This is a genomic window from Mycobacterium sp. NGS51 (genome assembly GCF_059812525.1).
Genome location: NZ_JCALCV010000025.1, coordinates 29,994 through 47,684, shown reverse-complemented (window position 1 = coordinate 47,684; position 17,691 = coordinate 29,994). Strand labels below are relative to the sequence as shown.

Annotated in this window: 15 protein-coding genes; 7 read left to right on the top strand and 8 right to left on the bottom strand. The window is 67.5% G+C overall.

Annotated elements, in window-relative coordinates:
* Window positions 1-57 precede the first annotated feature (57 nt).
* The 5 genes from AC5Y5W_RS23190 (at window position 58) to AC5Y5W_RS23170 (ending at window position 4,432) form a co-directional block, all read left to right on the top strand.
* A complete protein-coding gene (locus tag AC5Y5W_RS23190) occupies window positions 58-618 on the top strand; it encodes a Jag family protein (protein WP_500012262.1) in 561 nt (186 codons plus the stop codon).
* A gap of 60 nt (window positions 619-678) precedes the next feature.
* Window positions 679-1,401 (top strand): 16S rRNA (guanine(527)-N(7))-methyltransferase RsmG, encoded by a 723-nt coding sequence (gene rsmG, locus AC5Y5W_RS23185; protein ID WP_500022634.1) that lies wholly within the window; start codon window positions 679-681, stop codon window positions 1,399-1,401.
* On the top strand, window positions 1,398-2,363 hold the full coding sequence (locus AC5Y5W_RS23180; protein WP_500022633.1) for a ParA family protein: 966 nt from the start codon (window positions 1,398-1,400) through the stop codon (window positions 2,361-2,363). The genes rsmG and AC5Y5W_RS23180 overlap by 4 nt, the downstream gene beginning before the upstream one ends.
* Window positions 2,364-2,408: 45 nt before the next feature.
* A complete protein-coding gene (locus tag AC5Y5W_RS23175; protein ID WP_500012268.1) occupies window positions 2,409-3,395 on the top strand; it encodes a ParB/RepB/Spo0J family partition protein in 987 nt (328 codons plus the stop codon).
* A 305-nt stretch (window positions 3,396-3,700) separates the two neighbouring features.
* Window positions 3,701-4,432 (top strand): acetyltransferase, encoded by a 732-nt coding sequence (locus tag AC5Y5W_RS23170; RefSeq protein ID WP_500022632.1) that lies wholly within the window; start codon window positions 3,701-3,703, stop codon window positions 4,430-4,432.
* On the opposite strand, the gene AC5Y5W_RS23165 is transcribed toward AC5Y5W_RS23170, so the two are convergent.
* From AC5Y5W_RS23165 to AC5Y5W_RS23130, 8 genes are all read right to left on the bottom strand, one after another.
* Window positions 4,419-5,639: an N-acetylmuramoyl-L-alanine amidase gene (locus AC5Y5W_RS23165; protein WP_500022631.1), complete on the bottom strand. Its 1,221-nt coding sequence runs from the start codon at window positions 5,637-5,639 to the stop codon at window positions 4,419-4,421. The two genes, AC5Y5W_RS23170 and AC5Y5W_RS23165, sit on opposite strands and share 14 nt — an antisense overlap.
* Before the next feature lie 136 nt (window positions 5,640-5,775).
* Window positions 5,776-6,123: a thioredoxin gene (gene trxA / locus AC5Y5W_RS23160; protein WP_500012274.1), complete on the bottom strand. Its 348-nt coding sequence runs from the start codon at window positions 6,121-6,123 to the stop codon at window positions 5,776-5,778.
* Window positions 6,120-7,130 (bottom strand): thioredoxin-disulfide reductase, encoded by a 1,011-nt coding sequence (trxB, locus tag AC5Y5W_RS23155; RefSeq protein ID WP_500012276.1) that lies wholly within the window; start codon window positions 7,128-7,130, stop codon window positions 6,120-6,122. Before trxB ends, trxA begins: the two co-directional genes overlap by 4 nt.
* Window positions 7,131-7,280: 150 nt before the next feature.
* Window positions 7,281-8,015, bottom strand: coding sequence for an RsmA family anti-sigma factor (locus AC5Y5W_RS23150; protein WP_500022630.1), 735 nt, complete (start codon window positions 8,013-8,015; stop codon window positions 7,281-7,283).
* Window positions 8,016-8,062: 47 nt separating this feature from the next.
* Window positions 8,063-8,632: an RNA polymerase sigma factor SigM gene (gene sigM, locus AC5Y5W_RS23145; RefSeq protein ID WP_500012280.1), complete on the bottom strand. Its 570-nt coding sequence runs from the start codon at window positions 8,630-8,632 to the stop codon at window positions 8,063-8,065.
* A gap of 52 nt (window positions 8,633-8,684) precedes the next feature.
* Window positions 8,685-12,353: a murein biosynthesis integral membrane protein MurJ gene (gene murJ, locus AC5Y5W_RS23140; protein WP_500022629.1), complete on the bottom strand. Its 3,669-nt coding sequence runs from the start codon at window positions 12,351-12,353 to the stop codon at window positions 8,685-8,687.
* The gene (locus tag AC5Y5W_RS23135; RefSeq protein ID WP_500022628.1) at window positions 12,350-14,743 is read right to left on the bottom strand and encodes a hypothetical protein; all 2,394 of its coding nucleotides are present in this window, start codon (window positions 14,741-14,743) and stop codon (window positions 12,350-12,352) included. Before AC5Y5W_RS23135 ends, murJ begins: the two co-directional genes overlap by 4 nt.
* Before the next feature lie 71 nt (window positions 14,744-14,814).
* Window positions 14,815-15,564, bottom strand: a complete 750-nt coding sequence (locus tag AC5Y5W_RS23130; protein ID WP_500012286.1) for an NUDIX hydrolase — start codon at window positions 15,562-15,564, stop codon at window positions 14,815-14,817.
* Between the two features lie 142 nt (window positions 15,565-15,706).
* On the opposite strand from AC5Y5W_RS23130, the gene AC5Y5W_RS23125 reads away from it, so the two are divergent.
* Both AC5Y5W_RS23125 and AC5Y5W_RS23120 read left to right on the top strand, forming a co-directional pair.
* Entirely contained in the window at window positions 15,707-17,149 is a 1,443-nt protein-coding gene (locus AC5Y5W_RS23125) for a CCA tRNA nucleotidyltransferase (RefSeq protein WP_500012288.1), read from the top strand.
* A gap of 24 nt (window positions 17,150-17,173) precedes the next feature.
* Complete coding sequence (locus AC5Y5W_RS23120; protein ID WP_500012290.1) at window positions 17,174-17,683, top strand: pullulanase; 510 nt, start codon at window positions 17,174-17,176, stop codon at window positions 17,681-17,683.
* The last annotated feature ends 8 nt before the right edge of the window (window positions 17,684-17,691 follow it).

Below are 17,691 nucleotides of genomic sequence, written 5' to 3'. Positions count from 1 at the left end.
GAGAACTAGCCGGGTGAAGAAGCAGCCCCTGGCGCACCGGAAGAGAAAGAGGCAGGCATGACCGACGCCGACACAACCGAACGCGAAGCCAAAGATGAACTCCTGCAGGACGAGACGGTGACCGCTGAGGGCGCACCCGAAGCGGACGGCGATCTGGAGGAGAGGCTAGTTGCCGAGGGTGAGATCGCGGGCGACTATCTCGAGGAGCTGCTGGACTTGCTGGATTTCGACGGCGACATCGACCTAGATGTCGAGGGCAGCCGCGCCGTCGTCAGCATCGACGGCAGCGATGACTTGAACAAGCTGGTTGGCCGCAAGGGCGAAGTCCTCGATGCGCTACAGGAGCTGACCCGGCTGGCGGTGCATCAAAAGACCGGTGTGCGCAGCCGCCTGATGCTCGACGTCGCCAGCTGGCGCCGGCGTCGTCGCGATGAGTTGGCGACGCTCGGAGACAAGGTCGCCCGTCGTGTGCTCGAGAGTGGGGAGCGAGAAGAGCTCGCACCGATGACCCCGTTCGAGCGAAAGATCGTCCACGATGCCGTGGCGGCAGTTCGTGGCGTTCGCAGCGAAAGCGAGGGCGTCGAGCCTTCGCGACGGGTTGTCGTACTGCCTGACTGACCCAGGAGAAAGTTACAGGCGTGTAGTTCGCGGCTGCGCCAAGGTCCACAAACCGGAGGAATGTTTCACGTGAAACATGTCGAAGTGGCCGCACCGCCGCCGGCCGCTGCGACAGTCTTCGGGCCCCGGTTGGCCGCCGCCCAGCGCTACGCCGAACTGCTGGCGGGAGCCGGGATCGACTGGGGCATCGTCGGACCGCATGAGGTCGACCGGATCTGGGAGCGCCACATCCTCAACAGCGCAGCAGTCACGGAACTATTGGCGCCTGCGGAGCGCGTGGTCGACATCGGAAGCGGCGCCGGCCTGCCGGGAATGGCGGTCGCGATCGCCCGCCCTGACCTACGGGTGCTGCTCGTCGAATCACTGCAACGCCGAGCCGATTTTCTGCGGGCGGTTGTTGCCGAGCTCGAGCTCGATATCGAGGTGGTACGCGGCCGAGCGGAGGAGCCGGCCGTGCGCGACCGCATCGGCAGCGGCGACGCCACGGTTTCTCGGGCTGTCGCGTCCTTGGACAAGCTGGCCCGGTGGAGTCTGCCGTTACTGCGGCCGGACGGCCGGATGTTGGCGATCAAAGGAGAACGGGCCGCCGACGAAGTCTCACGATACCGGCGTGTGATGATCGGGTTAGGCGCCGCGAATGTCAGGGTGGTGAAATGTGGCGTGAACTACTTGACTCCGCCCGCAACCGTGGTGGTGGCGGAGCGCGGGACACCAACGCCGTCGAGGCGCCGGCCGCGCCCGTCGCGCCAGCCCTCCAACCGGGACAAGAGGGAGGCGTTATGACCGCGCCACGTGGACCGGCTGCACGCGACCCCGGATCCTCTCGGGTGCCGGCGTCGGATGTTTCACGTGAAACATCGCCGGAATTCGACACCCCGATCGGGGCCGCCGCCGAGCGCGCGATGCAAGTGCTGCACACCACGCACGCGCGGTTACAGCGGCCTGTCGACCGGCGGCTGTTCACCATCGCCAACCAGAAGGGTGGAGTCGGGAAGACCACGACGGCGGTCAACCTCGCAGCAGCCCTGGCGGTCCAAGGCCTCAAAACGCTTGTCATCGACCTCGATCCGCAAGGCAACGCCAGCACCGCGTTGGGTATCGCCGAGCGTCATTCCGGCACCCCGTCGTCGTACGAGGTGCTGCTCGGTGAAATCCCGTTGCGCGACGCGCTGCGCCGCAGCCCGCACAGCGACCGGCTGTACTGCGTACCCGCCACCATCGACTTGGCCGGCGCCGAGATCGAGTTGGTCAGCATGGTGGCCCGGGAGAACAGACTGCGGACCGCGCTGACCGAATTGGATAACACCGACTTCGATTACGTCTTCATCGATTGCCCGCCGTCGCTTGGGCTGCTGACCATCAATGCACTCGTCGCTGCTCCCGAGGTGCTGATTCCGATCCAGTGCGAGTACTACGCGCTGGAAGGTGTGTCGCAGCTGATGAACAACATCGAGATGGTGAAGGCACATCTGAACCCTCGCCTCGAGGTGACCACCGTCGTCCTCACCATGTACGACGGTCGAACCAAGCTCGCCGATCAGGTCGCCGACGAAGTACGACGCTACTTCGGCAATAAGGTCTTGCGCACAGTGATCCCGCGCAGCGTCAAGGTGTCCGAAGCGCCCGGCTACAGCATGACCATCATCGATTACGATCCCGGTTCGCGGGGCGCGATGAGCTATCTCGACGCCAGCCGCGAACTTGCCGAGCGCGACCGACCATCATCCGCGAAGGGACAACCATGACCCGCCGGCGACGATGCAGAACGAACCGATGAGGAGGAGCGGCGCATGAGCCAGCCGTCACGGAGGAAGGGCGGCCTGGGCCGCGGCCTGGCCTCGCTGATCCCGACCGGGCCATCGGAAGGCGAGACCGGGACAACCGACCTGGGACCGCGGATGGGTGCTGCGGCCGCCGATGTGGTGCTCGGCGGCCCGACCGGGTCAGCGCCGGCCGGCATCGGCGCGGTGTACCGCGAGATCGACCCGGCGCTCATCGAGCCGAATCCACGGCAACCGCGGCAGGTTTTCGACGACGAGGCGCTCGCCGAACTGGTGCACTCGATCCGCGAATTCGGTCTCATGCAGCCGATCGTGGTCCGGGCGCTGGACGGGGCGCCGGAGGGCCGGCGGTATCAGCTGGTGATGGGGGAGCGGCGTTGGCGCGCCGCCCAGGAGGCCGGAATGACGGCCATCCCGGCGATCGTGCGGGAGACCGGCGACGACAATCTGTTGCGCGACGCTCTGTTGGAGAATATCCACCGCGTGCAGTTGAACCCGCTGGAAGAGGCGGCGGCCTACCAGCAGCTGCTCGACGAGTTCGGTGTCACCCACGACGAACTTGCCGCCCGCATCGGACGGTCCCGCCCGCTGATCACCAACATGATCCGGCTGCTGCGGTTGCCGATCGCCGTCCAGCGACGCGTCGCGGCCGGCGTGTTGTCGGCCGGCCACGCCAGGGCCTTGCTGTCACTGGAGGGCGGATCGGAAGCTCAAGAAGAACTGGCCGCACGGATCGTCGCCGAAGGCCTCTCGGTGCGAGCCACGGAGGAAGCGGTCACCCTGGCCAATCGCGGCGACGTCGGCAAGCCGGCACCACCGCGGCGCAAGCCGATTCAGATGCCGGGACTCCAGGATGTTGCTGAGCGGCTGTCGAGTGCCTTCGACACCCGGGTCACCGTCAGCCTCGGCAAACGCAAGGGCAAGATCGTCGTCGAGTTCGGGTCGGTGGACGATCTGCAGCGGATTGTGGACCTGATGAACTCGTCGAACCCGTGAACCGCCACCCGCAGTAGTTACGTCACTGTGACATTCTCGTGATCCGGGTGATCGGTCGGGGCGGTCAACGAGTCAATCATGGTGCGTGCCAGCGGTTTTCATTTCCACGCCGGCGGATACGGCGCGGCTGGGCCGATAGCGGCCCGACGGCGGCCAAGTCGCTTATTCTGGGTAAGTCAATTGCGTCTGTCAGCCCGCAACGATGCGGGCCTGCTCGGGGTACTCTCGCCTGCGAGGGGCGGGTACTACCCGATCGCGAGGAAGCCCGATCACATGGCGGCGCCGCACCAAGGTCCAGGAGTCTAGTGTCAGCTCGAATCACGCCGCTGCAGCTCGAGGCGTTCGAGCAGCTGCCCAAGCATGCGCGCCGGTGCGTCTTCTGGGAGGTGGACCCGGCGACCCTCGGCAAAGAGGAGCATCTCGCCGACCCGGAATTCGAGAAGGAAGCCTGGTTGTCGATGGTGATGCTGGAATGGGGTTCGTGCGGCCAGGTCGCCATGGCGATTCCGTCGGAGTGTGGCCCGAGCGAACCGCCGTGCATGGGCTACGTGCTCTATGCACCGCCGCGGGCGGTGCCCAGGGCGCGCCGGTTTCCCACGGCGCCGGTATCGCCTGACGCGGTGTTGCTCACGTCGATGGGTGTCGAGCCGGGGCGCCACGCCAATGACTTGCCGTACAGCCTCATCGCGCGAGTGGTCGACGAATTGGTGCGCCGCGGAGTCCGGGCGCTGGAGGCTTTCGGCCGCTCACCCGAAGTCGCCGAGCTGCTCAACCCGCAGGCCGCCGACCCCGATCTACGCCCGGTACTGGAGGCGCTCGGCGACTGTTCGGTCGACCACTGCGTGATCGGCGCCGACTTCCTGCGCGATGCGGGATTTGTCGTGGTGGCACCGCACCGCTACTTTCCGCGGCTGCGCCTCGAGCTGGACAAGGGCCTGGGCTGGAAGGCCGAGGTCGAAGCGGCCCTCGAACGACTACTCGAAAATGCTCAGCTGCAGCAACCGGTAGCGGCCGGCTCGTCGGCTACGAGCCGCTGAGCCTGCTGGCCTGTTCCACCGACAACTCGTGAGCCAGTAGCTCAGCGAAAGTGAAAGTGCCGGTGGGCCGGTCGTTTTTGCCTAGCAGATACAACCGCTTGACTGCGGCGAGAACCCCTTCGGCGATCGCGTCGCGGGTCTGCGTCGTAACCAGCATGCCGCGGTCATGCGGGTTGGTGATGTAGCCAACATCGACCTGAACCGTCGGCATCCTGGTCAGCCGCAGCAGATCCCACGTGCGTCCATGGGTGCGGCAGTCGCGTAAACCGGTACGCGCCACCACTTCTCGTTGAATGAAGTCGGCGAGGTTGCGGCCGATCGTGGATACCGAACCGTGCGAATTACCGAAGTGAAACGAGGCCACGCCGTTGGCCGACGGGCTGGCCTGGGTGGCGCAGCGCAGGCTGATCATCAGGTCGGCGCCCACGGCGTTTGCAGTCGCGGCGCGTTCGGCGTCCGACGGACTGCCGTTGGTCGGCCGCGACAAAAACGTCTCCATGCCGATGGCCGTCATCCGGCCTTCAAGCCGACTTGCCAAGTCCCACAAGATATCCGCTTCGCTGGTCGGGCCGGCGGCGTCATGTGTGAGCAGCCCGTGGTCGGCACCGCCGCCTCCAGGATCGATGATGATCCGCTTACCGGACAGCTTCGGGCCGGAGCTGCGCACCAGCTCCTCCTCGCGGATGGCGTGCGGAGACCCGCCGCTAACCCGGGCGGAGAGAAAGTACAAGGAGCGCAATGTTTCTGGGCCGCAGATGCCATCGGCATACAGCCCGTACTCGCGTTGGTATGACATCAACGCGTTGTGTGTCTGCAGCCCGAAGTAGCCGTCGACCAAGCCGGTGTAGAAGCCAAGGTCCTGCAACCGGGATTGCAGGGTGGCGACGTCGTCACCGTACATCGGTGCGCCGAATTGATGATGCAGCGTGCGGGCGCCCAGCCGATAGGACGCTTCTTTCAGCGCGCGGTAGGTAGCTTCGCCGACGACGCCGTCCACCAGTAGGCCGCGGTGCTGCTGGAACGCCCGAACTGCCTGATCAAGCTCCTCGTCGAACAGGTCGAGTGCGACATGTCTTCCGGTGGTGATGTCCTCGTCAGGACTGTGTAGATGCCCCAGCGCCGCTAGCGCTGCCCGGATCTCGGTGACCGCTGCACTGCGGTCACCACAGCGCAGCGCTTCGCCGGCACCGCGGTGCGGAGTCGACATTCCAGGGGGCCTCCGGTAAGCCAGTGTGAATGACCCTGCCAGTGCTAGACAGGCTTGGCGGTATTGTCGCAGACGCTCGGCGAATTCGGGAAAACACCAGGCAAACCGTTATGAGGCGTGGCGAGCAGGACTTTCGTTACTGGGAGTCAGGCACCACGTCGGAAAGCTCGCGTAATAGCGCCGCTTTGCCCTTGGCGCCGACGATCCTTTTGACCGGCTGGCCGCCCTGGAACAAGATCAGCGTCGGGATCGACACCACCTGGAAATCGCGCGCGGTTTCCGGGTTGGCGTCCACGTCAAGTTTGGCGACGGTGAGCTGCCCCGCCTTTTCCGCTGCGATCTCCGCGAGCACCGGCGCAACCATCTTGCACGGGCCGCACCAGGTAGCCCAAAAGTCAACCAGCACAGGGTTATCGCTGGATAATACGTCCGTGGCGAACGTCGCGTCCGATACCTCCACGGGGGTGCCGGTGTTCTGGGTCATCGGGGCGCTCCAATCATCTCACTGCTGCCGGCGGCTCCGGTGGCCGTGGTCTGTGCAGGCTGGTCAGGGTCATCGTGGTCGGCCAGCCAACGTTCGGCGTCGATCGCTGCGGAACAGCCGGTGCCGGCGGCGGTGACGGCCTGGCGGTAGGTGCGGTCCACCAGATCGCCGGCCGCGAACACGCCGTCGAGCGAGGTGTGGGTGGAGTTGCCCCGCACCAGCACGTAGCCATCGGTGTCGAGGTCGACGGCGCCGCGCACCAACTCAGAGCGCGGGTCGTGGCCGATCGCGACAAAGACCCCGGTGACGGCCAGCTCGGATTCCGCGCCGGTAGCGGTGTCGCGCAGCCGTAGCCCGGTCACCGTGCCGTCTCCCTCGACGGCGACCACCACGCTGTTGGTCAGGAAGCGGATCTTGTCGTTACCCCGGGCCCGGTTGAGCATGATCTTGGAGGCACGGAACTCGTCGCGGCGGTGGACGATCGTGACGCTGCGCGCGAAGCGGGTCAAGAAGGTGGCCTCTTCCATCGCTGAGTCGCCGCCGCCGATGACCGCGATGTCTTGGTCCCGGAAGAAGAACCCGTCGCAGGTTGCACACGAGCTCACACCTCGGCCCAGCAACTCTTGCTCGCCGGGCACATGCAGGTAGCGGGCGGCCGCGCCCATTGCCAGGATGACGGCGCGCGCCTGATGGGTCTGCCCGTCGGCGGTGACGACGGATTTGACCGGGCCGTCCAGCGACACCGATTCGACGTCTTCCATCCGCAGGTCAGCGCCGAACCGCAGCGCCTGCTCGCGCATCTGGTCCATCAGCTCCGGACCGGTGATCCCGTCACGAAAGCCTGGATAGTTCTCTACCTCGGTCGTCGTCATCAACGCTCCGCCGAACGAGGTGCCTTCGAATACCAGCGGCGCCAGCTGTGCGCGTGCGGTGTATAGAGCGGCGGTGTATCCGGCCGGGCCCGAACCGATGATGATCACGTCGTGAAGAGGGGTGGTCTCAGTCATGGGAGCCTTTCGAGTACGTCAAGCCGGGTTCAGACACTCGAACGCCAGGGTAGGCGGTGGTGTTCCCCGCGCTTCCGTGGCGATCGCCAGCGCGGCGTACGGGGGCGCCGGGGGCACCTCCCGCTTGCGGGGGACGGGTCGCCACGCATCCTACCGAGGCCGTGGGACAACCCGGTCAGCCAGCAACCCGGTGTTGGCTGAGTTGCAGCTCGGAGCCACCGCCAGCGCCAGCACCGTGTCGGGCGCGTCGCCCGCTAGTACCAGTAGCACACCGGGATGCCCGGTTATCTGGACAGCCTGAGCACCCAACACCCTGGCCGACGCCGGGTAGCCCAGACCGCTCAGGCAGGTGGCCCGGCGCCCGGGATCGGCTAATGCACCGTAGTCCGGCGTGGCGTCCAACAGGGCGAGGATTTGGGCGTCCGACAAGGGAATCACCGCAGGGGGCCGTGGCACGGTGATGTGTTGGGCAGTGGTCGGGCTACTCGGGGCGGGTGGCGGCGCGGCGATCAGAGCGGCGGTGCCGAGCCCGATCGCGGCGGCCGCGGCCGCCAGGCCGGCGACGGCCGCGGCCACTCGCGCCGGACGAGCGCCTGGCCTGGCGGCGTGGGCAGGGCGGTCGGCGAGGTCCGCGCGGCGCAGCGCGCCGCCGATGCCGGCCACCACGGCGGGCGGAACTTCGTCGGCGGCGGACGAGTCAGCACCCAGCATCACGATGTCGCGACGCGCCCGGTTCAGCGCATCCAACATCTGTCGGGCGGCCGGATCCGCCCGGAGGCGGCCACGCACCCGCGCGGCGGTGTCGTCATCAAGCAAGCCTGCCTGCAGTTCGGCGAGTAACTCCGCCGTCAGCGGCAGTTCGGTAGCAGCATCGTCGTCGCCCATCGGCCCTAGTGTCCGCCATGTGCCCGCCAACTGGCCACGGGCCGTGGCTAGCCTGCCGAGTGCTCGGGAGCTGGATCCAGATAGCCGAGGGCTGCGGCGAGGCGGGCCCGGGCACGGGCGCACCGGCTTTTGACGGTGCCGGTGGCCACCCCCAGCAGTTGGGCGGTGTCGGCGACGGAGTAGCCGTGCATGTCGACGGCGACCACCGCTGCTCGCTGCTCGACCGGCAGTCTCATCAGCGCGCGCTGCACCGCGATAGCGGTCTCCACCTGCGTGGTCCGATCAGCGACCGGGTAGATGTCCTCCAAGGGCGTAGTGAGATGAGACTTGTTGCGGCGCAATCGGTCCAGGCAGGCATTGACGACGATGCGGTGCAGCCAGCTACTGACCGCGGCGTCGTGCCGGAAAGCTGCGGCACCGCGGTGAGCGGAAAGCATCGCGTCCTGTAACGCATCGGCGGCGTCCTCGGGATTGCGACTGGTGAAGCGGGCAAGCTGATACAGCTGCCGGTGATGGCGATAAAAGAGCTCTTCGAAGGCGTGGCGGTCGCCGGCGACGTGATCGGCCAGCAGCTCGGCGTCACTGCGTTCGCGCCGCACCCGGTAGCCGAAACCCACGGCCGGACAGTAACTTATCGGCCGGTGTGCGGCACTTCACCCGACCGCACGGTCAAGAGGCCGCCTGCACGGTGACCTCGGAGATCACCGCTTCGCTCTTGCCGTCAGTGGTTCCCAGTGTGGAGATCCACACCAATAGGTTCGACGTCGGCGCCGACGCATTGACCTTGATGGAGTTGTGGCCCGGGTGTAGCGAGGTCGGTTCAGTCAGCGCGGTGGTGTCCTCCAGCTTGGCCGGAGTCGACGTCGATGACGATCGGAGTTGCATCTTGGTGCCCGTGGAGTTGATGTCGACGGTCACCGTGCCCACGGTGGTGGGTTTGGGTAGCTGTAGCAGCAGTCCGACACCGTTTTTGAAGCTGGGGAATGGCACAGCGTCGGTGTAAATGTCGGTTGCCCAGGACGTGGACGGGTTCCCGTCGATGGCCTGCCCCGCCTGGCTCGGGTTATCGGCTTCACCGCCAGGAGAGAAGACGGTGGCGCGCGAGGGTTTGACCATGCTGCCGGACGCCGCAGAACCGCCCGACGAAGCGGAGGACGACGACGGTGCGTTGAGCCCGAGTTGGTCTTTGTCCAGGCCACCGCCGAGATCACCGAAGATCCGGCCCAGCACCGACGCCAGCACCAGCAGCGCCACCACGATAACGGCGACACCGGCACCGACACCGATCATCACGTTGCGGCGGCGACGGAGCTGCGCCTCTTGGTCTTCCGGCTCGCGCGGCCGCCCGCGACCCGGCCGCGCAGTTCCGGGCACCGGTTCGTCGATCGGTGTCAGCAAGTCGGTACGGTCGGCCACCGCCGTCGCCTGTTGCAGCAAGTTCAAAAGCGTTGCTGCGCTGCGTATTCCGCCGTCACCTTGGAGCGAGTGGGTGGCTGCCGCTGAGATCTGGAATGGGATGTCGCGGTTGATCAAACGCGGTTCGATCGGCTGGCCCGACCGGTCCCGTTCGGCCGGAGGCAGCCCGCTGCGCATTCCGGATTCCGACAGCGGCCACCGGTTGACCAGCAGGGCATATAGTGCCGCGCCGATTCCACGGATGTCGGCTTCCAGGGTGGCCTTGGGCATGGTCGCCGGAAACGCCAGCACCACATCGCCTTCGATGCTGACCCGCACTCGGCTGGGGTGGTCGACTGATAATGCGACCCCGGCATGGTGGGCGGCCTCAGCGGCGCCGGCCAGCGTCTGCATCGCGCGCGCGGCACCAACCGGAGACGGTGATGTGTTGGCCACCTCCTGCAACGAACCGCCCCGGATCCACTCGGCGACGACTAGGCCGCCGCTGCCGGAATCAACGACGTCGAGCACCCGCGCGACACCGGGGTTGTCAATCCGGCTGAGCCGCAGCGTGCGGGACAGAATTTCGCGTAGTTCGTCGTCGGGCAGTACGCCGTCGGGGTCGACGAACGTCAGAGCCACCTGTCGATCCAACGCGGTGTCGAGTGCTTGCCAAAACTGCAGGCCTGGTGCGCCACCGTGGAATACCAGTAGGCGGTAGCGACCGCCGCTGATACTGGCGCCCGGCACCAGGTGGGCTTCGTCTTGCGCCGCCGGTCGTTCGGTCGCGCGCTTGCGGGCCGCGTCGAACTCGATCGGTTCATCGTCGGCGGGGTAGGCCGCGGGCTCGTGGGCCGAATCTGACGAGAAGTCGCCGTTGGATCCCTTCGGCGGGGCTGGTGCCGAAACGACATCGACGTGAAGATCGGGCGGAATGTCTGGCTGGAAATCGTCGGCGGACGGCGACGATCCGGACTGCCGCGGCCGGTCCGGCTCTGAGCCGGCGTTGGATGCCGTGCTATCCGATGGGCCGTCGGTCACCTCCGGTCCTTTCCGCATGCCCGTCTCGGTTACCCGCTCCGGAGGCCCGCGCCGGATGGGTTCCCGAACCGGATCCCCTCCCGCCCTGAACGAATTCCTCTGCTCAGAGTACGTGACCGTGCCCTGACCGGACAGCTCATCGTGACGCGTAGGTTGGGCCGCTTTGCCGTCGGCGCCGAGCCACCCGCGGACCCTGGCCAACGCAGCCTGTGCCTCGGGAACCTGCGCGCGCAGCATGACGACGGCGATGATCGGGGCCATGATCACCGCGAGCACGAATAGCCGGAGCAGCGATCCGGCGCCGCCACCGTAGGCCGTCAGGGTCTCGAGCCCGAGCAGCCGATCCGCCGTGTGAGCCACTAACCCGGACAGCAGCGAAGCTGCAACGGTCACCAGAATTGTGCGCACCTCCGCGGCACCGACCAGATGCCCACCGGGCGGCCGCAGGGCATTCCGCAGCAGGAAATACCCGACGATCGCGCCGGCCAGAAACCCTAAACCGTTGGCCAGCCCCAGGTAGCCCGCAACCAGTTCACGGTTGTCGGTGAGGTGCGGCGCGAGCAGCGAGGCGACGATCTTGACGGTCGTGATGACGACAATGACCACGATCGGTGTCCAAGGCTGCTCACGGGCATAGAAGACCCGTAGCTGCAATAGCACCAGCGCGTAGGGGATCAGCGTGAACGCCGACAACGCGATCGCCGCGCCCAAATAGCCGGCATCGACTTCGCCGAAACGCCCGTAGGCGAACAGCGCGCTACCGATCGCCGGGCCGCCGACCGTCATGAACGCCACCGCGGGAATCAGCGTGATCATCGTCAGCCGGGTGGCTAGCGACAGGTCTGCCAGCACCGCCGGGGTGTTGTCGGCGGCCGCGTTGCGGCTCAACCGCGGCATCACCACGGTCAGCACCGTTACCCCGATCATGCCGAACGGCAGCATCAACACCAGCCAGGTGTAGTTGTAGATCGCCGGGCCGGAAGCGGCTGCGGTACTGGCGATCTGGTTGCCGACCACCAGACCGAGCTGGCTGATCAGCACGTAGAACACCATCGCGGCGGCCATCGCACCGAAACGCTTGAGCCGCTGGTCGATTCCCCACAACGGACGCAGGCTGATGCGCTGGCGCCGGATCGCCGCCAGTAGCACCGCCGTCTGCGCGAACACCCCCAACGTCGTGCCAATGCCCAGAACCAGCAGCTTGGCGTTGCCCATCCGTACCGGGTCGACCGACAACTGGCCGGGCACCGCCAGGTAGACGCCTAACGTGACGATCGCGACGAGGTTGTTGACGACGGGTGCCCACGCGGGCGGCCCGAATATATTGCGGGTGTTCAGGATCGCCATGAACACCGACGACAGGCCGTAGAAGATCACCTGCGGTAGCAGCAGGTAGGCGAACGCGGTGGTGAGCGCCTCGTTGACCTGGGGGTCGTGGCCGAGCATCAATCGCACCAGCACCGGGGCCGCAGCCACCGAGAGCAGCGTGGTCACCAGCAGCAAGGTGGTGGCCAGCGTGACCAAGCGGCGGACGAACGCCCGTCCGCCATCGCCGTCGTCCTGTTCGGCGCGGGCCAGCACCGGAACGAAGATCGCGGTGAAGGTGGCTTCCAACACCAGCGCCGCGACTAGGTTGGGCAGCTGATTGGCCACCGAGAAAGCGCTCGACAACGCCGCACCCAAGATCGCGGCCAGCAGCACGATCCGGGCGAAGCCGGTGACGCGGCTGATCAGCGTCGCCAGCGCCATACCCCAGGACCGCGATACCAGTGCCGCATCGGAGAGTTCGGCCCGCTGCTGTCGCGGTGGCTGCGCCGAGGGCGGCAGCCCCGGCGGCGGAGGGGCGGACCCACGCGTCGGTGGCTGTGCCGGTGGCGGCACCCGCCGGCCGGCGGACCTCATACCCGGCGCTCTTCGTCGACGAGGTCTTTGGCCGGAGCGCCTTTCGCGGTCGGCAGCGCGTCCACGGGGTCGGGCGGGTCCTGCGGACGGTCCAAATCGGCACGGTCGGGCTGGCCGCGGAAGCGGTGCCACAGCCGTCGTCCCGCCAGCGCCACCAGCACCGCCGCGGCGGTCAACGTAATCGCGAACAGCACTTTGCCGTAGGCGTTGGAGTGCACCGAAAGCCGGACCGGTTCGCCCAGCGACACCCCTTGAGGGGTGTGCAGCGAGACATCGATCGCGACACGCTGGGTGAAGTTGACTTCGATGGGCACCCGCAGCGGCAGATACCCGGGCGGGAGTTCGATTTCACCGAGGTCGGTCACCGTCATTCCCGGGGGTGCGTCCACCTGAAGCCGCACCCGGATAGGGACCGCCAAGCCGTTGTGCAGCGCCAGCGGCAACGGGCTGTGCTCGGTGGCCAGCGTGTAGGACCCGCTTGGGTTGACGATTGTGACGGCGCCGAACAGGTCGTCGATGGAATTGCCGACGGTGTCCAATCGGTGATGGGCCAGCCCGTTGCGAGTGTCGGGTCGCTCCGATTGACTGACCGCGCGCAGCATGTCTTCGCGCAGGGGTGCGGTGTAGCCGGCCCCGCTTAGCCCGGTGCGGGCATCGGTCGTCAACGCCGAGGTCAGATCGCGCAGCCGACTCATCTCGTGGGAGATCTGGGTGATCACCTGGTCGTCGAATCGGCCACGTTGGGCGGCGTCGGCAGTTGGCGGTCGGGGCGCAGCGGTGTTGGCGGCAGCGTCGGCGATCAGCGCCGGCAGCGATCGGGGCGCGGCCAACCCGGAGCGAACTGCGGTGGCCAGCGTGGTCAGGATGGCGGCCGCGTCATCGGATTGCAGAGTCCAGGTCGTCGGCGGCAACAAAATCTCGGTGCGCTGCTCGACGTCAGGCCGCAACCCCCGCCACAGCATCGACCCCAGCGCGTCTTGGCGGCGGGCGGTGGTGGAGTCGTGACGAAGCCGGACCGCCAGGGCCGGGTCGAGGTAGGTCGGTGCGATGGGGTCGGTGCCGGCGGCTGCCAGCGCTGCGCCGACGGTCGGGTCGAACGGGGCGGTGACCACGTGCGGCGAGACCCGGTACGCGGCGGTATCTGCCGTCGCGGGCCCGCCGGTGGCCGAGTCCGCTGCAGCGAAGTCTGCGGCGGCAACCGCCACGGTGTCGGCGTCGTCGCCCAGCAGGTCCACGGTGCGGCGGGTCAGCGGACCGTCGGCGATCAGCGTGGCACCGCGAATCGACATGACTCCCAGGATCTGGTCGACGATATCGCTGCTCGTGGTGGTGGCGATGACGCTGAGGCTGTCATCGCCGACGCGTTGCAGGGCGTCGAGATCCGCCTGGGCATAGGGGATCGCTGTTACACACGTCCGGCGAGCCAACGCGCGCAGTCTGTCCAACCAGCCCGCCGCTGCGGCCTGGCCGGCGCCGGGATGCGCCGGAGTGCCCGGGCCGGCTTTGTCCGGGGCGTCGGAGACGACATAGCCGCTGGTCATCGCATTGACAGTGACCAGCAGGTCCGGGTCGACCGCGAGGCACAGTGAACGGCCGACCGCACCGTCGGGATCGACGTCGCGGCTGGTTGCAAACTCGGCGGCGGCCAGCAAGATATCCAGCCGCCCACCGGTGGCCAGGGCGGTTGCCAGCTCGTCGTCCAGCAACCGAACCGGCACTGCGCCGCCGGGTACACCGGGGGACAACCGGGGCCGGTCAGCCAGTGGCCACAGCATGGTGATCTGCACCGGTTTGGAGGTGTCCGGCGCGACGACGGAGCTCAACGCGTCCGTGGAGTTGTCCGTCGGGTCGGCCGGCACCCCTACTACCGGCAGCAGAAATCGGGCGTTGTCGAGCCGGGCGGGCTCACCGTAGTCCGGCGTTCCATTGACATTGACTAGCAGTGGGTACACGCCGGGTTTGCCGATCGCCAGCGACGTTGCGCTCACCGAGCGCAGCGGGGCGGACAACGTAAAGCCGGCGCCCTGCCCGCGCTGCAGTTCGCCGGCCACCGTCAGAAAGTCGGCCACCGGCTGGTACTGGTCGGTGCTTCCGTCGAGGTTGGTGCGCAGGCCGGCCGACGAGCTCACCGCGTCCGCGCGCTCGAGGCGGACCATCACATCACGCACCGGCCGGTCGCCGACATTGGTGACGATTCCGCTGACGGTGACGACGGGTTCACTGGTGGTGGTGACCACGTCGGGGGTCACCTGATCGACCCGGATCTGGACGAACGGGGTCGTGCCAGGTTCGCCTGCGACGGCGCGCGGTGCCGCGGTCGGTAGCGTGAGTACGGCCCCCAGACCAGCCAGGATGCCGGCCACTACGGCGAGGCGCAGTAGAGCCGCCACTTGGACGTGGCGATCGCAAGCGCGGCGAAGCCGGGCGCAGCGGGTCGCCACTTGGATCAGCCGTGGGCCGGTCACGGTCCTCGACCGCGACCGTTCTTCCGAGGGGGCGCGGGTTGCCGGTGGTGGGCGCGGGAGTGCGTCTGTGGCCGGCGGCGCGGCGAGGTGGGCGGCAATGGCGGCAGCGCGGTCGGCCCGTCGGTTTGCAATTTGTCGATCAGTTCGTCGGCGACCTCGGCCAGCCGCCGCTCGTCGGCGTAGGCCAGTCGGGCGGGCAACTCGGGGATCGGCACCCACGCCACCTCGGCCACCTCGAGGTCCTCATCGCACAACTCTCCGCCCGAGCACCGCATCAGATAGTGGTGCACGGTCTTATGTACGCGTCGCCCGTCGGTGACGAACCAGTAGTCGATGCTGCCCAGCGCGGCCAGCACGCTGCCGCGAATTCCGGTCTCCTCGGCGACCTCCCGGATCGCGGTCTGCTCGGCGGTCTCGCCGAGTTCGATGTGCCCCTTGGGGAGCGACCACAGCATCCGACCGCGCCGGTCCACTCGACCGATCAACGCGGCCATCTGGTCTTCGCGCGGCCCGTCGATCCCCTCGATGACAAGTCCACCGGCGGAGGTCTCGTGGACGGTGCGCAACCGCTCGGGTCCGCGCCCGGCGGAGCGTGCACGTCCTGAATTTGCCGGCCCGGCAGCCGCGGCCGCGCCTGCGCCATTGATCTGACCGGTGTCGGTGCGCTTTTCGGCCGGACCGGCAGCCCGTCGCCCGCGGCGCCTGCCCCGGCGCCGACGTGGTTTGGCATGTTCGCCGTCCGACACCCAAGCGATAGTAGCTGGCACGCCTGGGCCGTCCGGCCGCACTCGCCGGTAGTGCGGTGATGTGCTGCCGATGGGACTCTTTCCGCCCGCTCCACGATGCGCGCCGGGACGGCGTGAAACCGACCCGGACTACGCTCTCCACGTGCCAGAAACCGCCCAGGACGCTGATCTGCTGACCGCAGCCGCCGTCGCGTTGAACAGGTACGCCGAGCTGTTACGTGAACTCGGCTCGTTGTTCGCTGCGGCCGGCCACGAGCTGTATCTGGTCGGCGGATCGGTGCGTGATGCACTGCTGCGACGGTTGAGCCCCGATCTGGATTTTACCACCGATGCACACCCGGAGCAGGTTCAAAAGATCGTGCGCCCCTGGGCCGATGCGCTGTGGGACACCGGAATTGAATTCGGCACCGTGGGCGTCGGCAAGGGCGATCAGCGGTTGGAGATCACTACCTTCCGCACCGACCGCTACGACCAGGTGTCGCGCAATCCGCAGGTCCGTTTCGGCGACCGCATCGAGGACGATCTGGTGCGCCGCGATTTCACCGTGAACGCGATGGCGGTGCGCATCACAGCGCACGGAGCGGGCGAATTCGTTGATCCATTAGGCGGTTTGGCGGCGCTTCGCGCTGCGGTCCTGGACACGCCGGCAGCGCCGTCGGTGTCGTTCGGCGACGACCCATTGCGGATGCTGCGCGCTGCGCGGTTCGTCTCGCAGCTAGGTTTCACCGTTGCGCCGCGGGTTCGCGCAGCGATCGAGGAGATGGCAGCCGAACTGGGCCGGATCACCGCTGAGCGGGTGGCCGCCGAATTGGACAAGCTGCTGTTGGGCAACGATCCGGCCGCCGGGATCGACCTGATGGTGCAGACCGGGATGGGGGAGGTGGTGCTGCCCGAAATCGGCGGCATGCAGATGGCCATCGACGAGCACCACCAGCACAAGGACGTCTACCAACATTCGCTGACCGTGCTGCGCCAGGCCATCGAACTCGAGGACGACGGGCCCGATCTGGTGTTGCGGTGGGCGGCGCTGCTGCACGACATCGGCAAACCCGCCACCCGTCGCCACGAGCCCGACGGCGGCGTGAGCTTTCACCATCACGAGGTGGTCGGCGCCAAGATGGCCCGCAGGCGGCTGCGGTCGCTGAAGTACTCCAAGCAGATGGTCGACGACATCTCGCAGCTGGTGTATCTGCATTTGCGGTTCCACGGCTACGGCGGGGGACGGTGGACCGATTCGGCGGTGCGCCGTTACGTCACCGACGCCGGCCCGTTGTTGCCGCGGTTGCACAAGCTGGTGCGCGCCGACTGCACCACCCGCAACAAGCGGCGCGCGGCGAAACTGCAGGCCAACTACGACAATTTGGAGACGCGGATCGCCGAGTTGGCCGCCGCCGAAGACCTGCAGCGGGTTCGCCCGGACCTCGACGGCAACCAGATCATGGAGTTGTTGGCCATTCCGCCCGGACCGCAGGTCGGTGAGGCGTGGCGGTACCTGAAGGAGCTGCGGCTGGATCGCGGGCCGCTGTCTCGCGACGAGGCGAAGGCCGAGCTGCTGGCGTGGTGGCAGGTACGGGGGAACCGGTAGCACTCGAAGCGAGTCGTTCTAGGTATGGAGTACTGCTTGGGCGCGGCCGATGGCACGGCGACGATTTGGGACGGCCAACCCGACCTCGACGTCGACGGTGACGGTCAGCTGGATGCGGTCGGCTTGGACTTCGACGGCGACGGGTTGCGCGATGACGCGCTGGCGGACCTCGACGGTGACGGGGTCGCCGATCATGCGGTGCTGGATCTCGACAACGACGGCACCGCGGAAAGCTACTTCACCGACGATGGGTCTGGCACCTGGGCGGTTGCGGTCGACCGGGGCGGGCCGCTGCGTTGGTTCGGGCTCGACGGCGTCGAACACACCGGCGGGCCGCTGGTCGACTTCGACGGTGACGGCCAGGCGAACGATCGGCTGCTCGACAGCGACGGTGATGGACTGGCCGACCGCGCGATGTGCGTCGGCGACCACGGCATGACCGGATACCTCGACACCGACGGCGACGGCCAGTGGGATCTACGACTTACCGACAGCGACGGAGACGGCGCCGCCGACGGTGCAACGACGCTGTAGTCGCGGCG

What these genes read in the sequence shown, in the direction of transcription:
- AC5Y5W_RS23190 (WP_500012262.1), top strand. Translation starts at nt 58, where the DNA reads ATGACCGACGCCGACACAACCGAACGCGAAGCCAAAGATGAACTCCTG.
- rsmG (WP_500022634.1), top strand. Translation starts at nt 679, where the DNA reads ATGTTTCACGTGAAACATGTCGAAGTGGCCGCACCGCCGCCGGCCGCT.
- AC5Y5W_RS23180 (WP_500022633.1), top strand. Translation starts at nt 1,398, where the DNA reads ATGACCGCGCCACGTGGACCGGCTGCACGCGACCCCGGATCCTCTCGG.
- AC5Y5W_RS23175 (WP_500012268.1), top strand. Translation starts at nt 2,409, where the DNA reads ATGAGCCAGCCGTCACGGAGGAAGGGCGGCCTGGGCCGCGGCCTGGCC.
- AC5Y5W_RS23165 (WP_500022631.1), bottom strand. Translation starts at nt 5,639, where the DNA reads ATGTCGACTCCGCACCGCGGTGCCGGCGAAGCGCTGCGCTGTGGTGAC.
- trxA (WP_500012274.1), bottom strand. Translation starts at nt 6,123, where the DNA reads ATGACCCAGAACACCGGCACCCCCGTGGAGGTATCGGACGCGACGTTC.
- trxB (WP_500012276.1), bottom strand. Translation starts at nt 7,130, where the DNA reads ATGACTGAGACCACCCCTCTTCACGACGTGATCATCATCGGTTCGGGC.
- AC5Y5W_RS23150 (WP_500022630.1), bottom strand. Translation starts at nt 8,015, where the DNA reads ATGGGCGACGACGATGCTGCTACCGAACTGCCGCTGACGGCGGAGTTA.
- murJ (WP_500022629.1), bottom strand. Translation starts at nt 12,353, where the DNA reads ATGAGGTCCGCCGGCCGGCGGGTGCCGCCACCGGCACAGCCACCGACG.
- AC5Y5W_RS23120 (WP_500012290.1), top strand. Translation starts at nt 17,174, where the DNA reads ATGGAGTACTGCTTGGGCGCGGCCGATGGCACGGCGACGATTTGGGAC.